14 protein-coding genes and 1 CRISPR repeat array are annotated in these 18,764 nt (G+C 46.0%); of the genes, 6 read left to right on the forward strand and 8 right to left on the reverse strand.

The genetic code is table 11. The features are described from left to right. The first annotated feature begins 8 nt into the window (after positions 1-8). Together QXT17_RS05550 and QXT17_RS05555 are read left to right on the forward strand one after the other, a co-directional pair. Positions 9-611: a V-type ATP synthase subunit D gene (locus tag QXT17_RS05550; RefSeq protein WP_342783785.1), complete on the forward strand. Its 603-nt coding sequence runs from the start codon at positions 9-11 to the stop codon at positions 609-611. Beyond that, positions 611-1,495: a V-type ATPase subunit gene (locus QXT17_RS05555; RefSeq protein WP_342783333.1), complete on the forward strand. Its 885-nt coding sequence runs from the start codon at positions 611-613 to the stop codon at positions 1,493-1,495. Before QXT17_RS05550 ends, QXT17_RS05555 begins: the two co-directional genes overlap by 1 nt. 7 nt (positions 1,496-1,502) lie before the next feature. Here QXT17_RS05555 and QXT17_RS05560 read toward each other — a convergent pair whose 3' ends face one another. The 3 genes from QXT17_RS05560 to QXT17_RS05570 form a co-directional block, all read right to left on the reverse strand. After that, on the reverse strand, positions 1,503-1,859 hold the full coding sequence (locus tag QXT17_RS05560) for an ATP synthase subunit C (protein ID WP_342783784.1): 357 nt from the start codon (positions 1,857-1,859) through the stop codon (positions 1,503-1,505). A gap of 62 nt (positions 1,860-1,921) precedes the next feature. Then, entirely contained in the window at positions 1,922-4,759 is a 2,838-nt protein-coding gene (locus QXT17_RS05565; protein ID WP_020962224.1) for a V-type ATPase 116kDa subunit family protein, read from the reverse strand. Positions 4,760-4,864: 105 nt separating this feature from the next. Beyond that, the gene (locus QXT17_RS05570) at positions 4,865-6,361 is read right to left on the reverse strand and encodes an acetate--CoA ligase family protein (protein ID WP_020962223.1); all 1,497 of its coding nucleotides are present in this window, start codon (positions 6,359-6,361) and stop codon (positions 4,865-4,867) included. A gap of 290 nt (positions 6,362-6,651) precedes the next feature. On the opposite strand from QXT17_RS05570, the gene QXT17_RS05575 reads away from it, so the two are divergent. Next, positions 6,652-8,565: an anaerobic ribonucleoside triphosphate reductase gene (locus QXT17_RS05575; protein ID WP_020962222.1), complete on the forward strand. Its 1,914-nt coding sequence runs from the start codon at positions 6,652-6,654 to the stop codon at positions 8,563-8,565. An 8-nt stretch (positions 8,566-8,573) separates the two neighbouring features. Here the strand turns inward: QXT17_RS05575 and QXT17_RS05580 are convergent, their stop codons facing one another. The 3 genes from QXT17_RS05580 to QXT17_RS05590 are packed head-to-tail and all read right to left on the reverse strand — an operon-like array spanning position 8,574 to position 10,459. Further along, entirely contained in the window at positions 8,574-9,452 is an 879-nt protein-coding gene (locus tag QXT17_RS05580; protein ID WP_020962221.1) for a metallophosphoesterase, read from the reverse strand. A 9-nt stretch (positions 9,453-9,461) separates the two neighbouring features. Next, the gene (locus QXT17_RS05585) at positions 9,462-9,710 is read right to left on the reverse strand and encodes a hypothetical protein (RefSeq protein ID WP_020962220.1); all 249 of its coding nucleotides are present in this window, start codon (positions 9,708-9,710) and stop codon (positions 9,462-9,464) included. A 56-nt stretch (positions 9,711-9,766) separates the two neighbouring features. Next, positions 9,767-10,459, reverse strand: a complete 693-nt coding sequence (locus QXT17_RS05590) for a VTT domain-containing protein (protein ID WP_020962219.1) — start codon at positions 10,457-10,459, stop codon at positions 9,767-9,769. 105 nt (positions 10,460-10,564) lie between these two features. Between QXT17_RS05590 and QXT17_RS05595 the strand changes: the two genes are divergently transcribed. Next, on the forward strand, positions 10,565-13,690 hold the full coding sequence (locus QXT17_RS05595; protein WP_020962218.1) for a DEAD/DEAH box helicase: 3,126 nt from the start codon (positions 10,565-10,567) through the stop codon (positions 13,688-13,690). Positions 13,691-13,720: 30 nt separating this feature from the next. Beyond that, a complete protein-coding gene (gene pyk, locus QXT17_RS05600) occupies positions 13,721-15,118 on the forward strand; it encodes a pyruvate kinase (protein WP_342783335.1) in 1,398 nt (465 codons plus the stop codon). A gap of 54 nt (positions 15,119-15,172) precedes the next feature. On the opposite strand, the gene QXT17_RS05605 is transcribed toward pyk, so the two are convergent. Continuing rightward, positions 15,173-15,793, reverse strand: coding sequence for an SAM-dependent methyltransferase (locus tag QXT17_RS05605; protein ID WP_020962216.1), 621 nt, complete (start codon positions 15,791-15,793; stop codon positions 15,173-15,175). Between the two features lie 594 nt (positions 15,794-16,387). Continuing rightward, a CRISPR array of direct repeats spans positions 16,388-17,525; the repeat unit is 25 nt; unit sequence GATGCAACTAAGAAAGAATTGAAAG. A gap of 66 nt (positions 17,526-17,591) precedes the next feature. Continuing rightward, on the reverse strand, positions 17,592-17,894 hold the full coding sequence (locus QXT17_RS05610) for a hypothetical protein (protein WP_148681995.1): 303 nt from the start codon (positions 17,892-17,894) through the stop codon (positions 17,592-17,594). A 132-nt stretch (positions 17,895-18,026) separates the two neighbouring features. Here QXT17_RS05610 and rpiA point away from each other — a divergent pair, with 132 nt between their 5' ends. After that, on the forward strand, positions 18,027-18,737 hold the full coding sequence (gene rpiA, locus QXT17_RS05615; RefSeq protein ID WP_020962214.1) for a ribose 5-phosphate isomerase A: 711 nt from the start codon (positions 18,027-18,029) through the stop codon (positions 18,735-18,737). Positions 18,738-18,764 lie beyond the last annotated feature (27 nt).

Here is an 18,764-nt window from a genome sequence, read left to right on the forward strand (position 1 = left end):
GGAAGACTATGGCCCTACAAGAATTAGCCTTTCTCCCGGCCTCGAGGGGCACACTACAGTATCTACGAAGAAAGCTTGAGCTCGTAAAGAGGGGAAAAGACGTCCTGCAGATGAGGCGCGACCAGCTCGCCAAAGAAGTTCTAGCAATTATGGACGAGTTGAGGAAGCGGCCAGAGGCAGAGAAACAATTCATAGAGGCTGCAAGGTACGCCGCCATAATGCGTATGGCCAGGGGCGAACACGAGTTTAGATCAATGTCATCGCTGGTAAGGCCGCCTAAACTCACACACATAATAGTCAGCTACCAGGGCATACCAGTCCCCCAGATAAGGATAGCAGAGGAGCCCGACTGGACGAGGCTAGCAGATCCCGATTACCGGAGGGTTATCGAGAACCTGTGGAACGCCGTCAAGACAATGATCGATGTAGCTAACAAGGAGGTAGCAGTAGAGAAGATAAGCGACCAGCTACTCTACATAAACAGAGTCGTGAACAGTCTCGAGAAAAACGTCATCCCACAGCTCGAGTCAGCACTAAGAAGGGTCGAAGAAAAAGTGGTAGACGAGGAGCTAGAAGACTTCGTACGTGTAAAAATCCTAGGTGGCAAGTAATGGAAAACTATATTGCTGTGAGGGCCCACGGCTTAAAATCCAGGCTCCTAACCAGGAACGATTACGAACAAATAGTAAATGGAGACAAGGATATAGGCGCCTTCAAAGACTACTTGTTGATTGGCGAGAAGGATACACTAGAAGAAAAACTAGAAAAAATATACCGGGTATACGTTTCACGCATAAGCCTCCTGGCAAAAGCGTCACAAGAATATTCGCCATTCATCTATGCGCTCTTAGACAGGCTTGAAATTGAAAACATAAAGATACAGCTAAGACACATACTCGGCTACGCAAGGCCAGTCATATACTACCCCTACGGGAGGCACATTGGCCCAGCAAAGATATCAAACCTAAAAACAGAGTCCTCTATATGGGAGGTACTCAGAGAAAGCTACCTGCTGACAACCAATGTCCCCAACTTTACTACGGGCTTGGTAGCAGAGAGAGAAGCATTTCTCGACTTCCAGTACTATGCCTACCTCATGAAACAGCTAGATGCTGTAAGAATAGATAAGGAGGAGAAAAGCGAGCTAAAAGAAGCCATAAAAAGCGAGGCAAGTCTACACCTAGCTTACTGGATAAGAGTTCTAAAGCCACAAACAGTGGAAAACTTAGCTAAATACTCAGGCCTAGACGCTAAACCAGCAGAAATAACATTAAAAGAGGAATCAACAACTGACCTCTTAAAGACTATACATGAAACAATAATGAGAAAAATAATAACTAGAATAGAGACTAGACATTTCACAACCATTCCATTCGTCTATGCATACAACTTTTACGCCAAGCTAGAAGCCCAGAACCTCGAAAAAATACTGCTGGGCAAAACAATTGGCCTGCCGGGAGAAATAATAATTCGAAATTTGATCTTTCTCGAGTAATCTTCTTTTATATCTTTCCAAGTATCAGTATTCCTAGTAGCAGTCCATAGACCGCGATACCTTCTGCTAGACCGCTCATGATCAGCAGCCACGTGGACAGCTCGGGTTTTTCTGCAGCTGCTGCGAAGCCTGCTGTAGCTACGCCTTTTAGTGCTATACCCGAAGCAAAGGTTGAGCCAACAACAGCGATTGCTCCAGCCAATAGGGCTATTGCGTCTGGAAGCTCTAGCCTTTTAGTTGTCTCTTGTACTTGGAGATTTACGGTGCCTATTTTCGAGGTTGCATGGGCAAGGACGCTTAGCCCTAGCACCATGATGACTATGTTGGCCATCAGTAACAGGTATGCTATTTTCTTGTGCTTCATACAAAAAAAGATATCTTGAAAAAGAGTATAAAAATGTTATTGAATATTATTCTTTTAACTACTTATGCTTTTGTCTTCTCTATGCTTGATATCGGAGTAGCAACGGGCTCGAACTTTATCCCTGTGCCCTTGAAGAACTTTGTGGAGAATTCGTAGTATGTAAGTCTCATAGCCTGTATGCCGACGGCCAGCCCCTCTATTCCTAGTACTAAAAAGTTTGCCACAAGGTAGCTAGCTATGGGCCCAGTAAAGCCGGCCATGTTTTCTGCGAGTATCCCGAAGGCCTCGTGTGCCATTGCAAATGCGGCTAGCCGTATATATGACAACGAGTTAGCTGGGAATGCAATAATCATTTCTATGACTTCGCTGATTGCGTGCATAAATTTCTCTTTTTCTCCACGGTGCAAGGCCTCGAACATGCCGTAGCCCACTACGCTGAGCAAAGCTATAACTAGAACCGAGATGAACGGGGCTAATTCGGACGATGACAGGATGGCTAGATTGAAGCCAGAGGTGGCCAGCCTATACGCGATTACTACTCCTGAACCGTAGAAGGCGAGCCCAGCGCCGCCCATGCCACTGAACAAGGCTCCAAGCCTGTCTCCATATATCCACAGGTTTACCATGTTCAGTATGAATGCCAGTATTAGCTGTGCAACTCCGAACCATAGAGCTACAGCTATTATGCCGTAAACGTCATGTATAGGCGCAATAATGGGTTTGCCGAGCGGCACCAAGAAAAACATGGTTCCGTATATGTAGCCGAAAATCATGCTCGCAAGTCCTGCTAGCAGTGAGAGAACCCCTAGTGTGGCTGCTCCCTCCCTTGTTATTCCCAACAGCCTGTATTTCGTTTTCCACATGAATGCTCCGAACAGCGAGAGTACTAGTCCGTGTCCAATATCGCCGAACATCATTCCATACATGACTATGAATAGCCCTGTAAAGATGAGTGTTGGGTCTAACTCCCAGTAGGCTGGTGTACCCCTCATCGACGTAAGCGTGTACAAGTATTTCTTCAAGCCTTTTCTTTCGACATAGGTAGGAGCAGTGGCTGTCCTCGGGATTTCGAAGTACTTAAAGTACAAGAGTCTCGGCACCTTGCTTTTTAGTGTTTGTTCTAGCAGTGGGACATATTTTACTGGGACATACCCCTCTATGACCGTGATTCTCCTGCTTCTGAAGACCCTGATCTCACTCAAGAGTGGCTGTGCCCTAAACATTGTTTCAACGACGGATTTGTATGAAAGTAGCTCGACAAGCTTGCTCGAGACATCTACGAGGGATTTTTCAATGTTTCTGAGTCTCTCCGTAACGTTTTCACATGGAACCTCTTTTACAAACTCTATTTCCTCGCGCACATGGCTTATCTCCTCGGAAGTCTCATCTGCGAGCCCTGTTAGAGACTTTAGATATGAATATATGTCTCCCTCTGGTAGCCCCCTCTGTGGAACACCACTTTTAAGCTGGGATATGTAGCTGTAGGCTTTTTTCAGCTCCTCATTGTTAAGTATTGAGAGGATCCTTTCAGGCTTTGTACCTGTTTTAAAGATGCTCCTTGAGACTATAGTTGTCAAAAGACTGTTTTTTACAGTTTCTAGGCTTCTAGCAAGCTGTTCCTGAGTATTGTTAAAAGCTTGGCTGTCTCTAGTTACAACAATTACTTGTGCCCTCAGTCTGTCCTTCAAATAATTGACTAAAGCTGACGAGGTTTCCTCCGGGACTGAGAAGATGTAGATACGCATGTCTTCGTCAGCAAACTTGTTTATAGTCTTGTACCCATAACTCACAATGTATTCTGGGCGCTCTACTTCTTCTAGTCTTTGTCCTCCTGATGCCACAATGTAAACGCTTTTCTCGGCTAATTCTTCTAATTTTAGTGTCCCCAAGGCTTTATACAGGCTTTGTAGAGAGAGAAGCCTTGTATATTCGTTTTCGATTTCGTCTAGTTCCTCCTGGGAAAAGATATGAGCCAGCACTCTCCTGAACTGTTGACGTGTAACCTTTTCGTTATTGAGTATGTTTCTTAAAAGCTCACATACTGGTTTTTTAAGGCCGATTTCTTCGAAAACAGTGATTCTCTTTCTACAGATCCCGTGCACGATGTTAAAAGCCATGAGTTCAGTGAAGAGTCTCTCTAGTTCTTGGATGTTCTTTTCAGCGTTTTCTATTGCCTTCAAGGTGTTAGAGATAATTTCTATCCTAGTGGCTCTTTCAAATTCAAAGGCGTCTCTTAGGACACCAGCAATCTCTACGAGCGTCTCTATTATCTCTTTTTTGATCCTGGTTTTTTCTTCCTCGGCCCTTCTCTTTGCCGTTTCTAGGGGCTCAAAGAACCACTGCGGTAACTGTATGCCTAAAGAGTATTTTTTCTTTACTGCATCTACCTCTTGGCTCTTGTTGACGCTGTAAATCATGATGACTATGTGGTGCTCGGGTGAGACTCTTGCACGTCTAACAATTATCCCAGCATTTACAAGTTCACTTATGGCATCGTGCACGTTCTCATCTCTAACCAGCATAAAGCCCGTTATGACGCCGAGACGCTGTTTGCCGAAGCTGTCAGGCGAAACCCCTATTCCACCAAGCTTATCCAAAATTTTCTCTATAAACTCTACTTGTCTCAATTCCTTTACCTTGTCCTCTAGCTTAAGCAGGAACGGGTCTTCTGGGCGGAGAACCTTCCTTGCAACCTCTAAGGCCTCGTCAACATTCAGGTTAGCATAGTTCACTCTGCCTTCTAGGACATCTACAAGAAGCTCTGGTAGAGCACTCTTCAAAGACCCAAGCTCGCTTTCCAAGTGGACACTGCCAACACTTATAATTGCATTTAGCAATGCTACTTCTTGCTCAGCTGGAGCCGCTGCCCTAAACCTTGCAACTTTTTCTGGTAGCGACAATTTTCCTCATATAACAGTTGGCTAAACCAATATAAATTTTTCAATATTTACTATTAACAAATACCTCATTATATATATAAAAAGATATACATAAAGAGAAGAACCTTAATCTCTAGCCCTTAGCCTTAGGATCCCCTCAACGTATCTATCAAGCACCCCCTTGCGAGAAAGGTACTCACCGTACCTAATCAGACCTGCAAGGGACTTTACAGCTCTCTCGGGAGTAGGATACGCTGGTATACCATTTATGTCGAATTCCCTTCTTTCCAGTATGGCTGTCTCGCTCCACCCAGTGTCTACAGCGACGACAGGTTTATCGTAGTTCTTGGCAATGCCTGCGATTTCACGTGCGAGGGCTACTGGGTCAGGGATGCCGGGCACCTGGTGCAGAGCCAAAATAACGACAGCGTCGACCTCGTCTGATTCGAGAAGTATCCTGGTGGACTCTACAAACATTTCACTGGTAGCAGAGCCTGTTAAGTCAACTGGGTTTGACAGCTGTGAATATTTGGGTAGAAAACCTTTATCCTTCAGCTCTTCCAGCTTTTCCCGAGCCTCGCCCTTGAGCTCGGGAACCCTCAAGCCAAGCATCTCGGCCATGTCCGTAGCCATGACCCCTGCGCCGCCCCCATCGGTGATTATTCCAATCCTGTTTCCCCTGGCGGGAGGCTGCTTGACAAATGCCTTTGCCAAGTCAAACAGTTCCTCGATGTCGTTTGCCCTTATAACGCCAGCCCTCCTGAACGCCGCATCATAGATTTCGTCTACGCCAGCGATAGCCGCTGTGTGTGAAGCGGCTGCGCGTTTTCCTGCCGCTGTTCGGCCAGCCTTCAGGGCTATTACCGGTTTTTCCTTTGTGACCTCGCTAACTATATCTATAAATTTCCTGCCCTCCTTTATGTTTTCAACATACAGCAGTATAACTCTTGTCCGTGGATCGTTCTTCAAAAACTCGATCAGCTCGACCTCGTCGACATCGGCCTTGTTGCCAACACTGATGAAGTGTGAAAGCCCTATACCCTCTCCAGACATGTAGTCAAGGGCCGCTGTGCCTACAGCGCCGCTCTGCGAAATTAATGCTACGTAACCTTTCTCGGGTCTTGGTGCACTCAAAACTTCTCTACCGTCACCAAGAACCTTGGTGTACGGCAGAAATATAGTGTCAACACCGCTCCACGCAGAGAACACTCCGACACAGTTTGGACCCATAATTCTGATTCCAAACTTTTTGGCTTTATCAACAACTCTCCTCTCTAATTCTACGTTGCCAATCTCACTAAAGCCGGCAGTGATCACTATTGCGGCCCTCACGCCCTTCTTTCCTAGGTCCTCCATCGCGCTCTCTACGAGGTTAGCTGGAACCACGATAACTGCAAGATCAACGTTGTCAGGTATCGCGGAGACGCTGGGATAGATTTTTTCTCCTAAAATATAGTCTGCCTTAGGGTTCACCCCGTAAACCCTTGCCTTTAAGAGGCCCCTCTTCCTGTTTTCAAGCAGAATCTTAAAGATGACGTGGCCGGGCTTTTCTTCTTCCCGGGAAGCCCCAATAACAGCAATGCTCTCGGGGTTAAAAAACTTCTCAAGATTCGGGTCAGTCATACTTACCGATTGTATGTATAGGAATGAAGATATTTTTATTATTAATGTTAAGACCTACTATGGGAGAAACTACAAAAGATGAACACTTAGCCTTTAATTGATCTACTACAAGCAACGAAAAACTATCTAGATTTTTCGATATACTTGATAGAGAAATTTTGTAAAAAGTCATAAAATAAATTTAGTCTTAGCATTTTTACTATGATATTCATTTTCGATTATGAGTTCTTCCTGCATATATTTCCAGACAGTGAAAAACTTGTCTGCACATACACATCTACGTGATCACTATGGTTGAAACTGTTGCCCAGAAAAAGGTTCCAGAAATTGTTGAGTTTGAGAGATCGTATCTTTCGGATTTAGATTGGGAGAAAAATGAAAACGCTAATCATAATGTTAGTTACAGTAATTTTAGGAATTATCTCTTCGAGAAAATGGTTAAACGCAGAGAAGTACTTGCAGAGTACCTGCCTGCAGGAGCCGTCGAGCAACACTTTAGGGGGGATCTGCACATACACAAGCTTCCAGACGCGCTCTGGATACCCTACTGTGCCGGATGGAGCTACAAGAAGGTTCTACAGATGGGTCTTAAGACTCCCACGATTGTTTCTTCTCCAGCTAAGCACCTCGACACAGCCGTTGCCCATCTAACGAACTTCTTCTTTATGGGTGCCCAGGAGTGGACAGGCGCGCAGGCAGTCAGCGCCTTCGACCTATTCATTGCTCCATTCATAGCTAAAGACGCCTTGTCGCCAGAGAGGGTAAAGCAGATACTCCAGGGAATGCTTTTCGAGCTTAACTATCCGGCTAGAGCCGGCTATCAAAGCCCATTCACCAATATAACGATAGTGATGGATACTAGCAAAGACATGCTTGAAGGAGAGGCGATAATTGGGGGACAAAAGAAGGGAACCCTTGGAGACTACGTGGAAGAGGCACTAATAGCCGACAGGATGTTATTCGAGCTTTATAGGGACGGGGACGCAATTGGGCAACCCTTCACCTTCCCCATTCCAACAGTGATGCTTACCAAGAATTTCGACTGGAACGGCAGGAGATGGGGAGATTTCACAGATGTATTCTTCGAGACGTTGTCTAGGAAGGGCTCCGCATACCTGCTCAACGGCTATGCAAGCAACGTTGAAGCTCTCTACGCGATGTGTTGCCGCCTCACAATCGACGTAAGCCACGTAATGAATGGGGCGTCCAACGGGCTCAAGCTCAAGCTTGACCATGCAGACGAAGAGGACGCGTTTGAAAAATTCATGAAGTCCAAAGAGAACTCCAGAGCCTACGGTATATGGGCGTTGCCAGACGCCACCGGGAGCATAGGCGTTGTTACGCTTAACTTGCCAAGGCTAGCGATACTTAGCAGGGGAGAGTGGCCTAGATTCGAGGAACTGTTGGACTCTCTGCTGGAAAATGCCAGGAGCGTGCTAAACACCCTTAGAAAGAGATATGAGAAATCTCTTAAGGCTGGATTGATGCCTCTTACAAAGACCTACCTCGGGCACTTTAAACACCACTTCAACACTATCGGCGTGATTGGTTTACCTGAAGCCTCTGCAAACTTCATGAGAAACCCCAAGCTGTGGTTCGAGGGCTCTACAAGCGACATGAAGGAGGCAATAGACATCGAGAAAAAGATGGTGTCGCTCATAAGGGAGAGGGCACAAGAGCTTGAACAGAAAGACGGCGTCCTATACAACGTTGAAGAGATACCAGGCGAGAGCACAGGCTACAAACTCGCCTCGGCAGACGTGAAGCTCTTCAAGGAAGAGCTGCAAAACGGCGACATACTCATACCCACGGATGGCACCGCGTACTTCTACAGCAACAGCGTCGTGCCATACTATGCTGATGTCCCCATATACCAGAGAGCAATATGGGAAGGCGAGGTTCAGCAAGAATTTACGGGAGGAGTAATGATGCACCTATTCCTACACGAGCAGCCAGACCCCAAGGCACTTAGAAACCTCATATACAGGATAGCCACAAACACGAAGGTAGTCTACTTCAGCATAACCCCAACAATAACCGTCTGCAGAAAATGTGGAAAAAGCGTGACGGGATACATAGACACCTGTCCACACTGCGGCAGCAACGAGGTAGACCACTGGAGCAGGATAGTCGGATACTATAGGCCAGTCAGAAACTGGAACATAGGAAAGAAGGCAGAGTTCAAACTACGCGTAACATACTAGACGCAAAACTAGAGCGTTACAATTTCTCTCTTATTACCATCCAGTAGCAATGCCGCAGGCGAAATACCGTAAAACCTGCAACTAAAAACTGAGGCCAGCCTCCCATCAAACAAATACTTGACACCATTTTCTACCGGCTCATGAGCCCTTATAAGCAAATCTAGGCTGTTTCTAGACATAAACTCTTCAAAAATTCTTTTGCCGAAGAGATAGATGCCTGGACCCCTAGGGCTATCGGCATAGTCCTCAATGTACTCGTCCGGGTCATTCCAGAGCATCTGGAGAACTATATCGTTCCCTTCAATCTCATGGTCTTTTAGACCCTTGGGAATTCCGCGAATTTCTTCGATAGATATAGGTCGAATAGGTATTCCCCCGTGTACGGCAAGTATTCTTTTGTTCAACAAAAATGCTAGACTAAGGTTCGAGAACAATTCTTCAAACACGTCGTACAAACCTGGCCCATATATACGAGTCACGGCTCTAAGGAAACCATACGCCTCATTCATCACCCTTGTTTCGTGGTTGCCCCTGAGAAGATAGACCCACCCTGGATACATGTTTTTTACTTCTAACAGAAAGAGAATATTTCCCAACTGGTAGGGCCCCCTGTCAACGTAGTCCCCCAAGAATACAACTTTGTCTACCGATAATTCAACCGCCTTCAGCAACGCGTTTTTTGTACTTTCAATGTCCCCATGAGTATCTCCCACAAAGAGCACCTTGCCCGTCTCTGCATCTATGACTATAGTTTCCCGAGATAGCGTCTTTTTTGACTCCTCGAGAAGCTCTTCTACTTGGCGTTTTTCAATGGAAAAATCCTTGTCGGGAAAATAGTATTTCTTTGCAGTCTCTTCAATTTGTTCTATTCCCGGACGGTTCTCCATAGCTTTATCTTAGAGTGGGTTGCCTCTACAATAAACTTTTCCCTTGACTCTGCGGACAAAGTTCTTGCAGTTATAGCATTGTAGGAACGGCACCTGTGTGCCTAGAACAGGGCAGTTTACAGCCTCTTTCTTCATTTCTGCAATCATTTTTCTGGAAAGCTTGGCCTGCTTTAGGTCTTCTAGAAGCTTTGCGTCAATCTTCAGAGGCTTTTCGAGCTTGATTATCTCGATTTCATACTTATAGTCTTTTTCGGCCACGAAGAAACCAGGAGTTTTCCAGCTTAATATCCTTTTTTATTTGAGGGTTGAGATTATTAGGACTTAGAATTTCCCGTGTCTTCTCTTGCTCGATTAGTTCTTCTGAGATACCTTGAGAAGCCGTTCCTCCTAAGTTCCATGAGGAATCTCTGCAGTCCCTTTTCTCCTAGGTCTGTTAGAAGTAGTTCCCAGTCAACGATAACTAGCAATATCATTACAAATAAAAAGAGAAGTATGGATGTTATGATCTCATATAGGAGGCTTTCTTTTGTCAAAAATGCAACAGTTTTACCTAAATATGCAGTAGCAATGCTGATCATTATTTTTCCGATTGTAACTGCGACGAAGAACCTTAGGGGGTCATACTTCATGAGGCCAAGCGGGATAATAATTACGTCGTCGGGAGAAGGTGTAACTGCGAAGAGAAAGACCATTAGGGCGCCATAGTTTCCTAGTAGCTTGCCGATTCGCTCATATCTCTTCTGTGACTCCTCGCTTAAAACTACATGTGCACCTTCCCTGCTAGCCAGGTAGACAAGAAGCTTGCCTACCCCACCACCGAGGCCGCTCACGATACCAACCAAGATTGGGTTGGAGCCAGGAATAAAGGTCGCATAGAGATATACCACGAAAAGGTAGGGAATTGGCATAAACGGCAGGAGGTTACCAAGAAGAGAAATGACAAAAATCCCTGGGTAGCCTCCTACCCAATTAGCAACATCAAACAGCCATTTGATGAATGGATGCATATTACTCTAAGGTTGAAGACCTACTCTCCTTATAAAGTTATATACGAAATGAAAAACAGCAAAAGGGTAAAATAATGCCTAGAAATATCGCAACGCTAGGAAGACATGCTTAATTCGGAGACATTATTAGACAAGCTGTCCTACTACTACACTACAGGCGAGGAGCCGGAGTCAGAGCCGGAAACGCTTGAAACAACGTTCTCAGAGCTATTTGGCATAAGCGGGGCTGAAGGACTACTTGGGAAACTTTTGACGAGAAAAATATACGTGCATCAGTTAAGGGCACTCCAGGCTCTGACCGAGGGAAAAAACATTATACTGAGGGCTGGAACTGGCAGTGGGAAGACGGAGGCATGGTTCATATATGCGTGGAAACACCGCAAAAAGACCCTGGCAATTTACCCCACGCTGGCCCTTGCTTCTGACCAGTTGAAGAGGATAGAGGACTACTCACGTAGCCTTGGCATAAAGACTGCAAGGATAGACTCTGTTTCGAAAGAGCAGTTGCTAAGAGACGGAAAGAAGATTTCTACGCTGAGAGGAGAACTAAAAGAGGCAGACATCGTTGTGACTAATCCAGCCTTCATGCTAATGGAGATAAAGAGAATAGCTACAAAACCCTCCAGCTCAATCCTGTATGCCTTCCTTAACAATCTAGACCTAATCGTTATAGACGAGGTAGACTTCTATAGCCCAAGAGAAATCGCCCTACTCTATTCTATGCTAAAGATTCTCTCTGAAATCAGGCAACAGCTACAGGTAGCTGTGCTGACCGCCGGGATCTCGAACCCCGAGGAGCTATGCGCCATGCTGACAGAGACAACTTCACGTGAATGCGTGGTTATAGAAGGTAAGCCCTTCAAGAGGAGGAACAAGTACATACTGGTTCTCGGGAAAAACTTGGAAGAACTATGGAAGTTTGCACAGGAACACGCATATCTGCTCGAAGAGGCCGGAGTCGGTGAAGACATAAAGCGTTCACTAAAAGACTTCGACCTTTTCAAGAAAAACTTGTACAAAATAGTGGAGGTCTTCAGGGCGCTTGGAGTAGATGTCCCATCGCCTTTTATAGACCCCGTGGAAATTGTCTCCTCATATCTGGAGGACGACGTCGTTACTGTTGTTTTTACACGTAGTATTGAGTCTGCAGAAGACCTCTACAGGAAGCTGAGGAGCCGGCTCGGCGAGAAAAACCTTGAACTCGTGGCTACACATCACCACCTTGTTTCGAAAAGGCAAAGAGAGGAAATAGAGGAAAAAGCCAGAAAGGGAGAAATAAGGATCATTATTTCTCCGAAGACCCTTGCCCAGGGAATAGACATTGGAACCATAGCCAGGATAATACATCTTGGGCTTCCAGAAGATGTAAGGGAGTTTTACCAAAAGGAGGGAAGAAAAGGTAGAAGGCTTGAACAAGAGTTTACCGAGTCTATAATAATACCTATCTCTAGGTGGGACCGCGAACTACTCTCGCGTGGCGTAGACGCCTTCTTTAGCTGGGTGAAGTCTCCACTAGAAATCACGCTGATAAACAAGGACAACAAGTATGCATACTTGTTCTATTACCTATTCAAGGTAAAGGCGAGACAAAAGCTGTCAAGAAGCGAAGCAGAGTTCCTGCAGAGTCTAGGGCTTCTCGAGGGGAACAGGCTCACCAAAAGAGGGGAACAGGCATGGTACTATATCAACTTTTACGAATATGCCCCACCGTTCGGCGTGAAAAGAGTCTTCAAGATAGATTCGTCAGAGAAATACCTAGAAGACGTCTCGTTCTCTGACCTCGTGGAAAAGTTCCAAGTTGGATGCTTCGACTACACTAGTGATGGCATCGTTGCAAATATTCAGATCGGCGGTAGCAAGGGGAGAGTAGTCAGGAAAATAGAAGTGTATCCATTGAGCGAGCAGCTCCTCTACAGCCACGATGCCCTAGCCTACACCATCGAGGAATACAAAAAAACAAAGATACAGTGGGGCGAGCAACCAAGCCTCTACAGAGACTTCTATAGGGGGCTGCTACGCTCAGAAGCCGTCAGCAACGTGATACCGCCAACTACTGGCTTCGGGATGTACATTAAGCTCCCCTACAAGGTTCTCTGGATAACGGAGAGCGAGAGGGGCCAAGTGTACGACCTTTCCGGAAAAACGCTCATCCTGCATAGACGCAAGGTAATAGAGGTTCCAGGATTCGTGGCCGGCAGGTACAGTGATTTCACGTACGGAGAACTATACGAGCTCGATTCTCGGGAAGACACCAACAAGATAAGGCTCGGGCTGGCCACGCTTTCAGTCTTTCTGCGCGAAAAATACAATCTTCCCCTGTGGACATTCTCATATTCCCTCTCATCTTTTGGGGGCAGGAAAACCCTTGTACTGTGGGAAGAAGAATGTGCAGGCTACATCGAGAAGCTAGACTGGGCAAAAATCTACAATGAAATAGACGGCTTCGCCCCCTCTGATCTCAGCGAGATATACCTTCTGCAGAGGGACGAGGAGGCACACGTTGAATGGGTCTCGCTGTCTGGGAGCTGGGACATTGCGAAAATGTTTGCGAAGAGGGTCCTGGAATATATACTTGCAAAGAACAAGATAAGACTTCAGTTTGGCGGAAAAGAGTTCTTCGTGCCGAAGCCTGGCAGGCACCTCAAAGTATTATCAATGGAAACCCTCCAGATCCCCCTAACAGAGACGGGAGAAGTCCTCAGAACCTATATCTGCATCTACGACGGGGAAGAAGCCAAGGTATCCTCGTTCGACAAGTACTACTACAAGTCAAGCGGCCCCGTAGACACAGTAAACAACACGCTCATGAATCTTGTCAATAGTGGCTTTAAGATCCTGGTCTATGACCTTGACAGGGTAAGAAGCGAGCTCCACAATTCTGGCCTAACATACCAGGCAGCCCTCCTAAGCGGACTCATCCAGCTCAAACTAGTCATAGACCTCAAGCAGAAAGCCGAAGAAAAATTTGGCTCGCCTGCCACCCTCCTGACCATTAGGCAGTTCCTTGGAAGCGACGCATACAGGGCAATAGGGGTAACACAGCCCATTAGGCTAGAAGACCTAGAACTCAAGATAACAAACCTCCAGCTGAAGGTAAAAAACTCCAGGAAAATTTATCCAGACATGGTAAGCGAAACCTACGACGAATTCTTCAAAAAATTTGTCGAAGAGAACGCGAGGATAATTTATCTCCTGTGGCTTCTATTAGGCCAAAAAGAGGAACAAACATAGCTTTATATTAAATCCAGGCAAACAAAACCCATGCAAAGAACTAAGATCGTGGCAACGCTTGGACCCGCATCTTGGAGCGAGGAAACAATAAAACGCTTAATCTTGGAAGGGGTAAGAATATTCAGGCTAAATTTCTCCCATGCAGACTATGAAAAATACAAGGAAATAGTAGATACTCTCAGAAAGTTCGAGACCCAGACACGTCCAATAACGATACTGGGAGACCTGCAGGGACCAGTAATACGTCTAGGAAACTTCAACAGCTTCAGGGTTAACCCAGGAGACGACGTAGTCTTTGTAAACGCGAAAGAGACAGCCGAGAGCAAAAAAGTCCCAGTCCCCTATGCCCCGTTCTTTGAAATAGCTAAGGAGGGAGACGAGGTACTAGTCGAAGGAGGCGCACTCACGTTTAGAGTCACAAAGGTCGGCGCCGGCGAAGCCGTCTGCCAAGCGGTGGTAGAAGGCGAAGTCAAGCCCAAGAAGACTGTAACAATTAGGGGCAAGGATGTCCCGCTACCCACGATCACAGAGAAGGATATGAAGGACATAGAGTTCGCAGTTAAAACAGGCTTCGATGTTATTGCTCTCAGCTTTGTAAGAAAGCCTCAAGACATACAGCAACTACGAGACACTCTCTTCGACCTGGGCGCAGAAGACGTCAAGATAATGGCAAAGATAGAGACGAAAAGCGCAGTGGAGTCCCTTGAAAGCATACTCCAGCTGAGCGACGCAGTCCTCGTTGCGCGAGGCGACCTAGCAAACTACTATGAGCTAGAAGAAATCTACAGGCTACAGAACTTCATAATAAGAGAGGCTAGAAGACAGGGAAAACCAAGCGTAGTTGCCACCCAGCTCCTAGAATCAATGATCAACAACCCCATTCCCACCAGGAGCGAGGTCGTAGACGTCATAACAGCGGTCCGAATGGGGGCCGACGCCCTCATGCTTGCAGGAGAAACAGCCGCGGGCAAATACCCAGTAGAATCAGTTGTCTGGCTCAAGAAAATAATCACAGAGGCAGAGAAACTCCCCCCAGAACCCCTAGAGATAACGTCAGACAAGGCCGACCTATACGAGTCGATAGCGGAAGGAGTAGTTCTCCTCTCAAAAATAATCAACGCAAAGATCATAGCGTTCTCCGAAAAGGGAAACACCGCGAGACGGCTCTCAAAGTTCAGGCCACAGAAACCAGTAATACTCATTACAAACGACCTCAAAACAGCACGCTACACAAACCTCATGAGCGGGGCAACTCCACTCTACTATCCAGAGATACAAAAAACCGACCCAGAAATCTTCCAGAAAATGCTCGCAAAAGCCCTCGAAAACAGCCTAGTCAACGTGGGAGAACTAGTAGTCTTCACGTCTGGCAGGAGACGCGGCTCAACCGACCTCGTATCTGTAGAAAGAGTCAAGACAAGCGAGTAAACGCACCGTTGAACAAGAACCAAGAGGGCTTGGCGCCGGCACGGCAACATGTCTCTAGCATATGGCCGGGGGCCTGCCCTGGGATAAAAACTGGTACTCGTCCTCCTCTAGCTCCTCTAGAATGTATCTTTTCTCTTCCTCAGAAATAAACGGGGCACCGTTCCTCAATGGGTAGCGATACGGCAAAAACACCTCGAAACCTTCACCCGTCAAAGTCAGCCCGTCAACAAAGGGGACCTCCTCCAACCTCTTCCCCCTCGCAACCTCGCTAGCCACATATACTGCGCCGTCAATCGTATACTGCCCAGCCCCAATATTTCTCGCCTCGCCCACGGAAAGCCTGCTAGTCAGCTCTCTATGGGTTCTCCCAGAAGGTGGATGCGAACCCATAATACCACCAACAACGACTAGAACCCGGCCCGAGAAGTCCCCCGGCGAGAGCGCTTTTTCTGCACGTGGATCAAGCACCAACACCCTGTCAAACCGCTGCAAGTCCCCGCTCTCCGCTATGCTCCCCTGAGACACATAGCCGAAAAGACCCGCAAGAATGGAGACCTCGCATTCCCTCCTAACGTTATAAATGTGAACACAGTCCCCGGGAAGCACCTCTAACACATGCTTTAACTCGTGGAACATCCACTTGCTTATAAACGGCTCAAGCACCTCTATAGCCACAATATACTGGCACCCACCCACAAAAACGAAACAACAATGCCGCTTTAAAGAATTTCTAGCTCAGCGGGGTTCGACACATCACCTATACAGACCTTACAAGGATCATCATTGCATTGTTAGATACGTAGAGACCTATTTAAAACGAGCGCCCCCAAAACAACAGTCCACAGCCACAGCCTCCCAGGATCCACCACTCAAAAACGAAAACACACGGCCATCCTAAATCAAAACCCAGATAGCCCGAAACCTCCGACAGGAAACATTCAAGTGATTAGTCAGACCCAAACAGGAAAACTCACCCCTCCAGTTCTCCAAGTATACAAAAGCCTTCTTATAAACCAAAATAGATTTTTGTCAATATCTTCCTTAAAGCCAAACTAAAAGTTATTTATGAAGTTTCTCGTTGGGAAGGTTATTTTAAATTTAGGTTTACGGGAAAAATTCCCGACCTAAAACGGGGTGTTTCGGGAAGTTTCTCGATAAGGAAGTTTCAGAAGTTTCTAATGTGTAAATTTTAGTGCTAGGGCAGTTTTGCAGACTTCTTGATAAAATCAAACGTTAAACATATAAACCCCTCCTGGGTAAAAAATTTCGGATGCAACTAAGAAAGAATTGAAAGTTATCCCTATGGCTGCAAGCGCCAGCGCCACGACGCCGCCCGGATGCAACTAAGAAAGAATTGAAAGACTGTATCACCTCAAGAAATAAAGAAAAAAAGACTATTGATGCAACTAAGAAAGAATTGAAAGTCACACGTTCACGCGCAATGATGCTCCTCACGGTGCGCCTAGATGCAACTAAGAAAGAATTGAAAGCAGAACAAGCTGGTACTTGTAATGGCTAAGCGTTCAACCTAGATGCAACTAAGAAAGAATTGAAAGCTCCTATCGTTTTACCCTTTGCATGCTTGAATTTCTCGCGGGATGCAACTAAGAAAGAATTGAAAGTCTTGATTGCCGGGTTCACCGCGGCCAGTTTTTTCGCCCTGAGGATGCAACTAAGAAAGAATTGAAAGTGGAAGAAATAGTAATCAAATCTTTTAGCCAGGTAGAGATGCAACTAAGAAAGAATTGAAAGAACTATATTAGGCTTAAGAGTGCAATCCTAGACCTCGAGGATGCAACTAAGAAAGAATTGAAAGTCTAAAAGAGTTTTTCGTTCCTCGAAGTCCCCAACCTCCAGATGCAACTAAGAAAGAATTGAAAGGCTTTTTTGAGGATGTTGAGCGCGGCATTGATATCTGAATGAGATGCAACTAAGAAAGAATTGAAAGCCTCAATATCGGTCACGGTTAGTATCAGGCACGCGGAAGCCCTGATGCAACTAAGAAAGAATTGAAAGTTATCGCTTTGTAGAGGTAAACAAGTCTCTTTTCAGTGATGCAACTAAGAAAGAATTGAAAGGCTGATGTGATGCCCAGCTTTGGAATAAACTCTGACGGGATGCAACTAAGAAAGAATTGAAAGGAGTAAGTTGTGAGATTCGTCAAGAACGTTGATGTTTACCGGGATGCAACTAAGAAAGAATTGAAAGTGTTTATTGCCCCCTCCGTGTAGCCCGCTTTTTTCAGCCTCGATGCAACTAAGAAAGAATTGAAAGACATCGCGTAAGACCCTCATTCTCTTTAAGGCCTCCCACTTTGGGATGCAACTAAGAAAGAATTGAAAGAGAATGGAACCACCGCAGCTTCCAAAGCCGCCGCCCCTAGATGCAACTAAGAAAGAATTGAAAGACGAAGTATCAAAGTTGTTTTTGTTTTCCCGGGGAAAAGGAAAGCGGGCGAGTGGAGCGAGAATGACTAGACTTCCTCCATTTCTGTTATAAAGTATTTTCCATCCATGGTGGGTAGCCGTAGCGCCAGCCAAGCCTTGATCTCTAGGCCTACCTGTTTGTCAACGATGAGTTCGACTCTTTTGCCTCCTAGAGCGTTCTCTGTAACCTTTGCTTCTACGTTGTAGTCTATTAGCCTCTTGCGTAGCTCTTTCCTGTAAAGAGTGTATGGAAAATTAAAGTACATCTTGTCGCCTGTCTCGAGGATAAGTATCTCCTCGTCCATCAAAGGCCAATCTCCAACGGTTTCCACGGAGGCTTTCACCAACACTTTTTTCGCCTACATCGCATAAAAGACCAACATTTAAGATAAAGAGCAAAAATAAGTGAACAAAATAAATACTCAAAGTTTCCCGGGGGCCAAAACTATAATAATGCACGCATATTTATCCCCGTGCCTCAAATGGAGCAAAAGAAACAACACGACCAATTAACACAAGAAAAAACCTCCGCCGCGCTCGCAGCCCTACAACTCGTGAAAGACGGAATGGTTCTCGGGCTGGGCAGCGGGTCAACAGTCAAAATCTTCATGAAGCTTCTCGCCGAGAAGGTCAAAAGAGAAGGGCTCAAAGTCTACATTGTCTCGTCATCATACGATACAAGCATCCTAGCCGCCACGCTGGGCCTAATAGAAGTCTCACTGAACAGCTTTACGCCGGACCTAAGCATAGACGGCGCAGACACTGTTTTCCCAGACAAGTCCCTCATCAAGGGAGGGGGAGGGTGCCTCCTAAGAGAAAAGCTTGTCAACTACTATGCACGGGAATACGTAATCATTGTTGACCACACAAAGCTACGGGCAAAGCTTGACGGGCCCCTAACTGTTCCAATAGAGGTCCACCCAATGTCATACAGCCAAGTGGTGAAGGCTCTCCGGGAAACCTTTAACGCCGAGTCTTCGCTACGAGTTTTCTCGGAGAAAAAGCTTGGCCCCGCTATCACTGATAACGGCGGTTTCCTGCTAGACGCGACACTCAAGTGGAGCGGTGATATGAGGATACTAGAGGAAAAACTCAAGTCCCTGCCGGGAGTTCTAGAGACAGGCATATTTGCCATCAAGAAGCCTTCAAAGATATTTGTTGGACAAGGCGAAAGCTATACAGTCATTGAATAGTCACTCTGTATACACAAAAAATTTAAA

Source organism: Thermofilum sp. (assembly GCF_038871435.1).
Classification (GTDB): domain Archaea; phylum Thermoproteota; class Thermoprotei; order Thermofilales; family Thermofilaceae; genus Thermofilum; species Thermofilum adornatum.

Bases quoted from the DNA above. Each gene is read 5' to 3' on its own strand.
- QXT17_RS05570 (WP_020962223.1), bottom strand. From the start codon at position 6,361: ATGACTGACCCGAATCTTGAGAAGTTTTTTAACCCCGAGAGCATTGCT.
- QXT17_RS05575 (WP_020962222.1), top strand. From the start codon at position 6,652: ATGGTTGAAACTGTTGCCCAGAAAAAGGTTCCAGAAATTGTTGAGTTT.
- QXT17_RS05555 (WP_342783333.1), top strand. From the start codon at position 611: ATGGAAAACTATATTGCTGTGAGGGCCCACGGCTTAAAATCCAGGCTC.
- QXT17_RS05550 (WP_342783785.1), top strand. From the start codon at position 9: ATGGCCCTACAAGAATTAGCCTTTCTCCCGGCCTCGAGGGGCACACTA.
- pyk (WP_342783335.1), top strand. From the start codon at position 13,721: ATGCAAAGAACTAAGATCGTGGCAACGCTTGGACCCGCATCTTGGAGC.
- rpiA (WP_020962214.1), top strand. From the start codon at position 18,027: ATGGAGCAAAAGAAACAACACGACCAATTAACACAAGAAAAAACCTCC.
- QXT17_RS05595 (WP_020962218.1), top strand. From the start codon at position 10,565: ATGCTTAATTCGGAGACATTATTAGACAAGCTGTCCTACTACTACACT.
- QXT17_RS05590 (WP_020962219.1), bottom strand. From the start codon at position 10,459: ATGCATCCATTCATCAAATGGCTGTTTGATGTTGCTAATTGGGTAGGA.
- QXT17_RS05560 (WP_342783784.1), bottom strand. From the start codon at position 1,859: ATGAAGCACAAGAAAATAGCATACCTGTTACTGATGGCCAACATAGTC.
- QXT17_RS05580 (WP_020962221.1), bottom strand. From the start codon at position 9,452: ATGGAGAACCGTCCGGGAATAGAACAAATTGAAGAGACTGCAAAGAAA.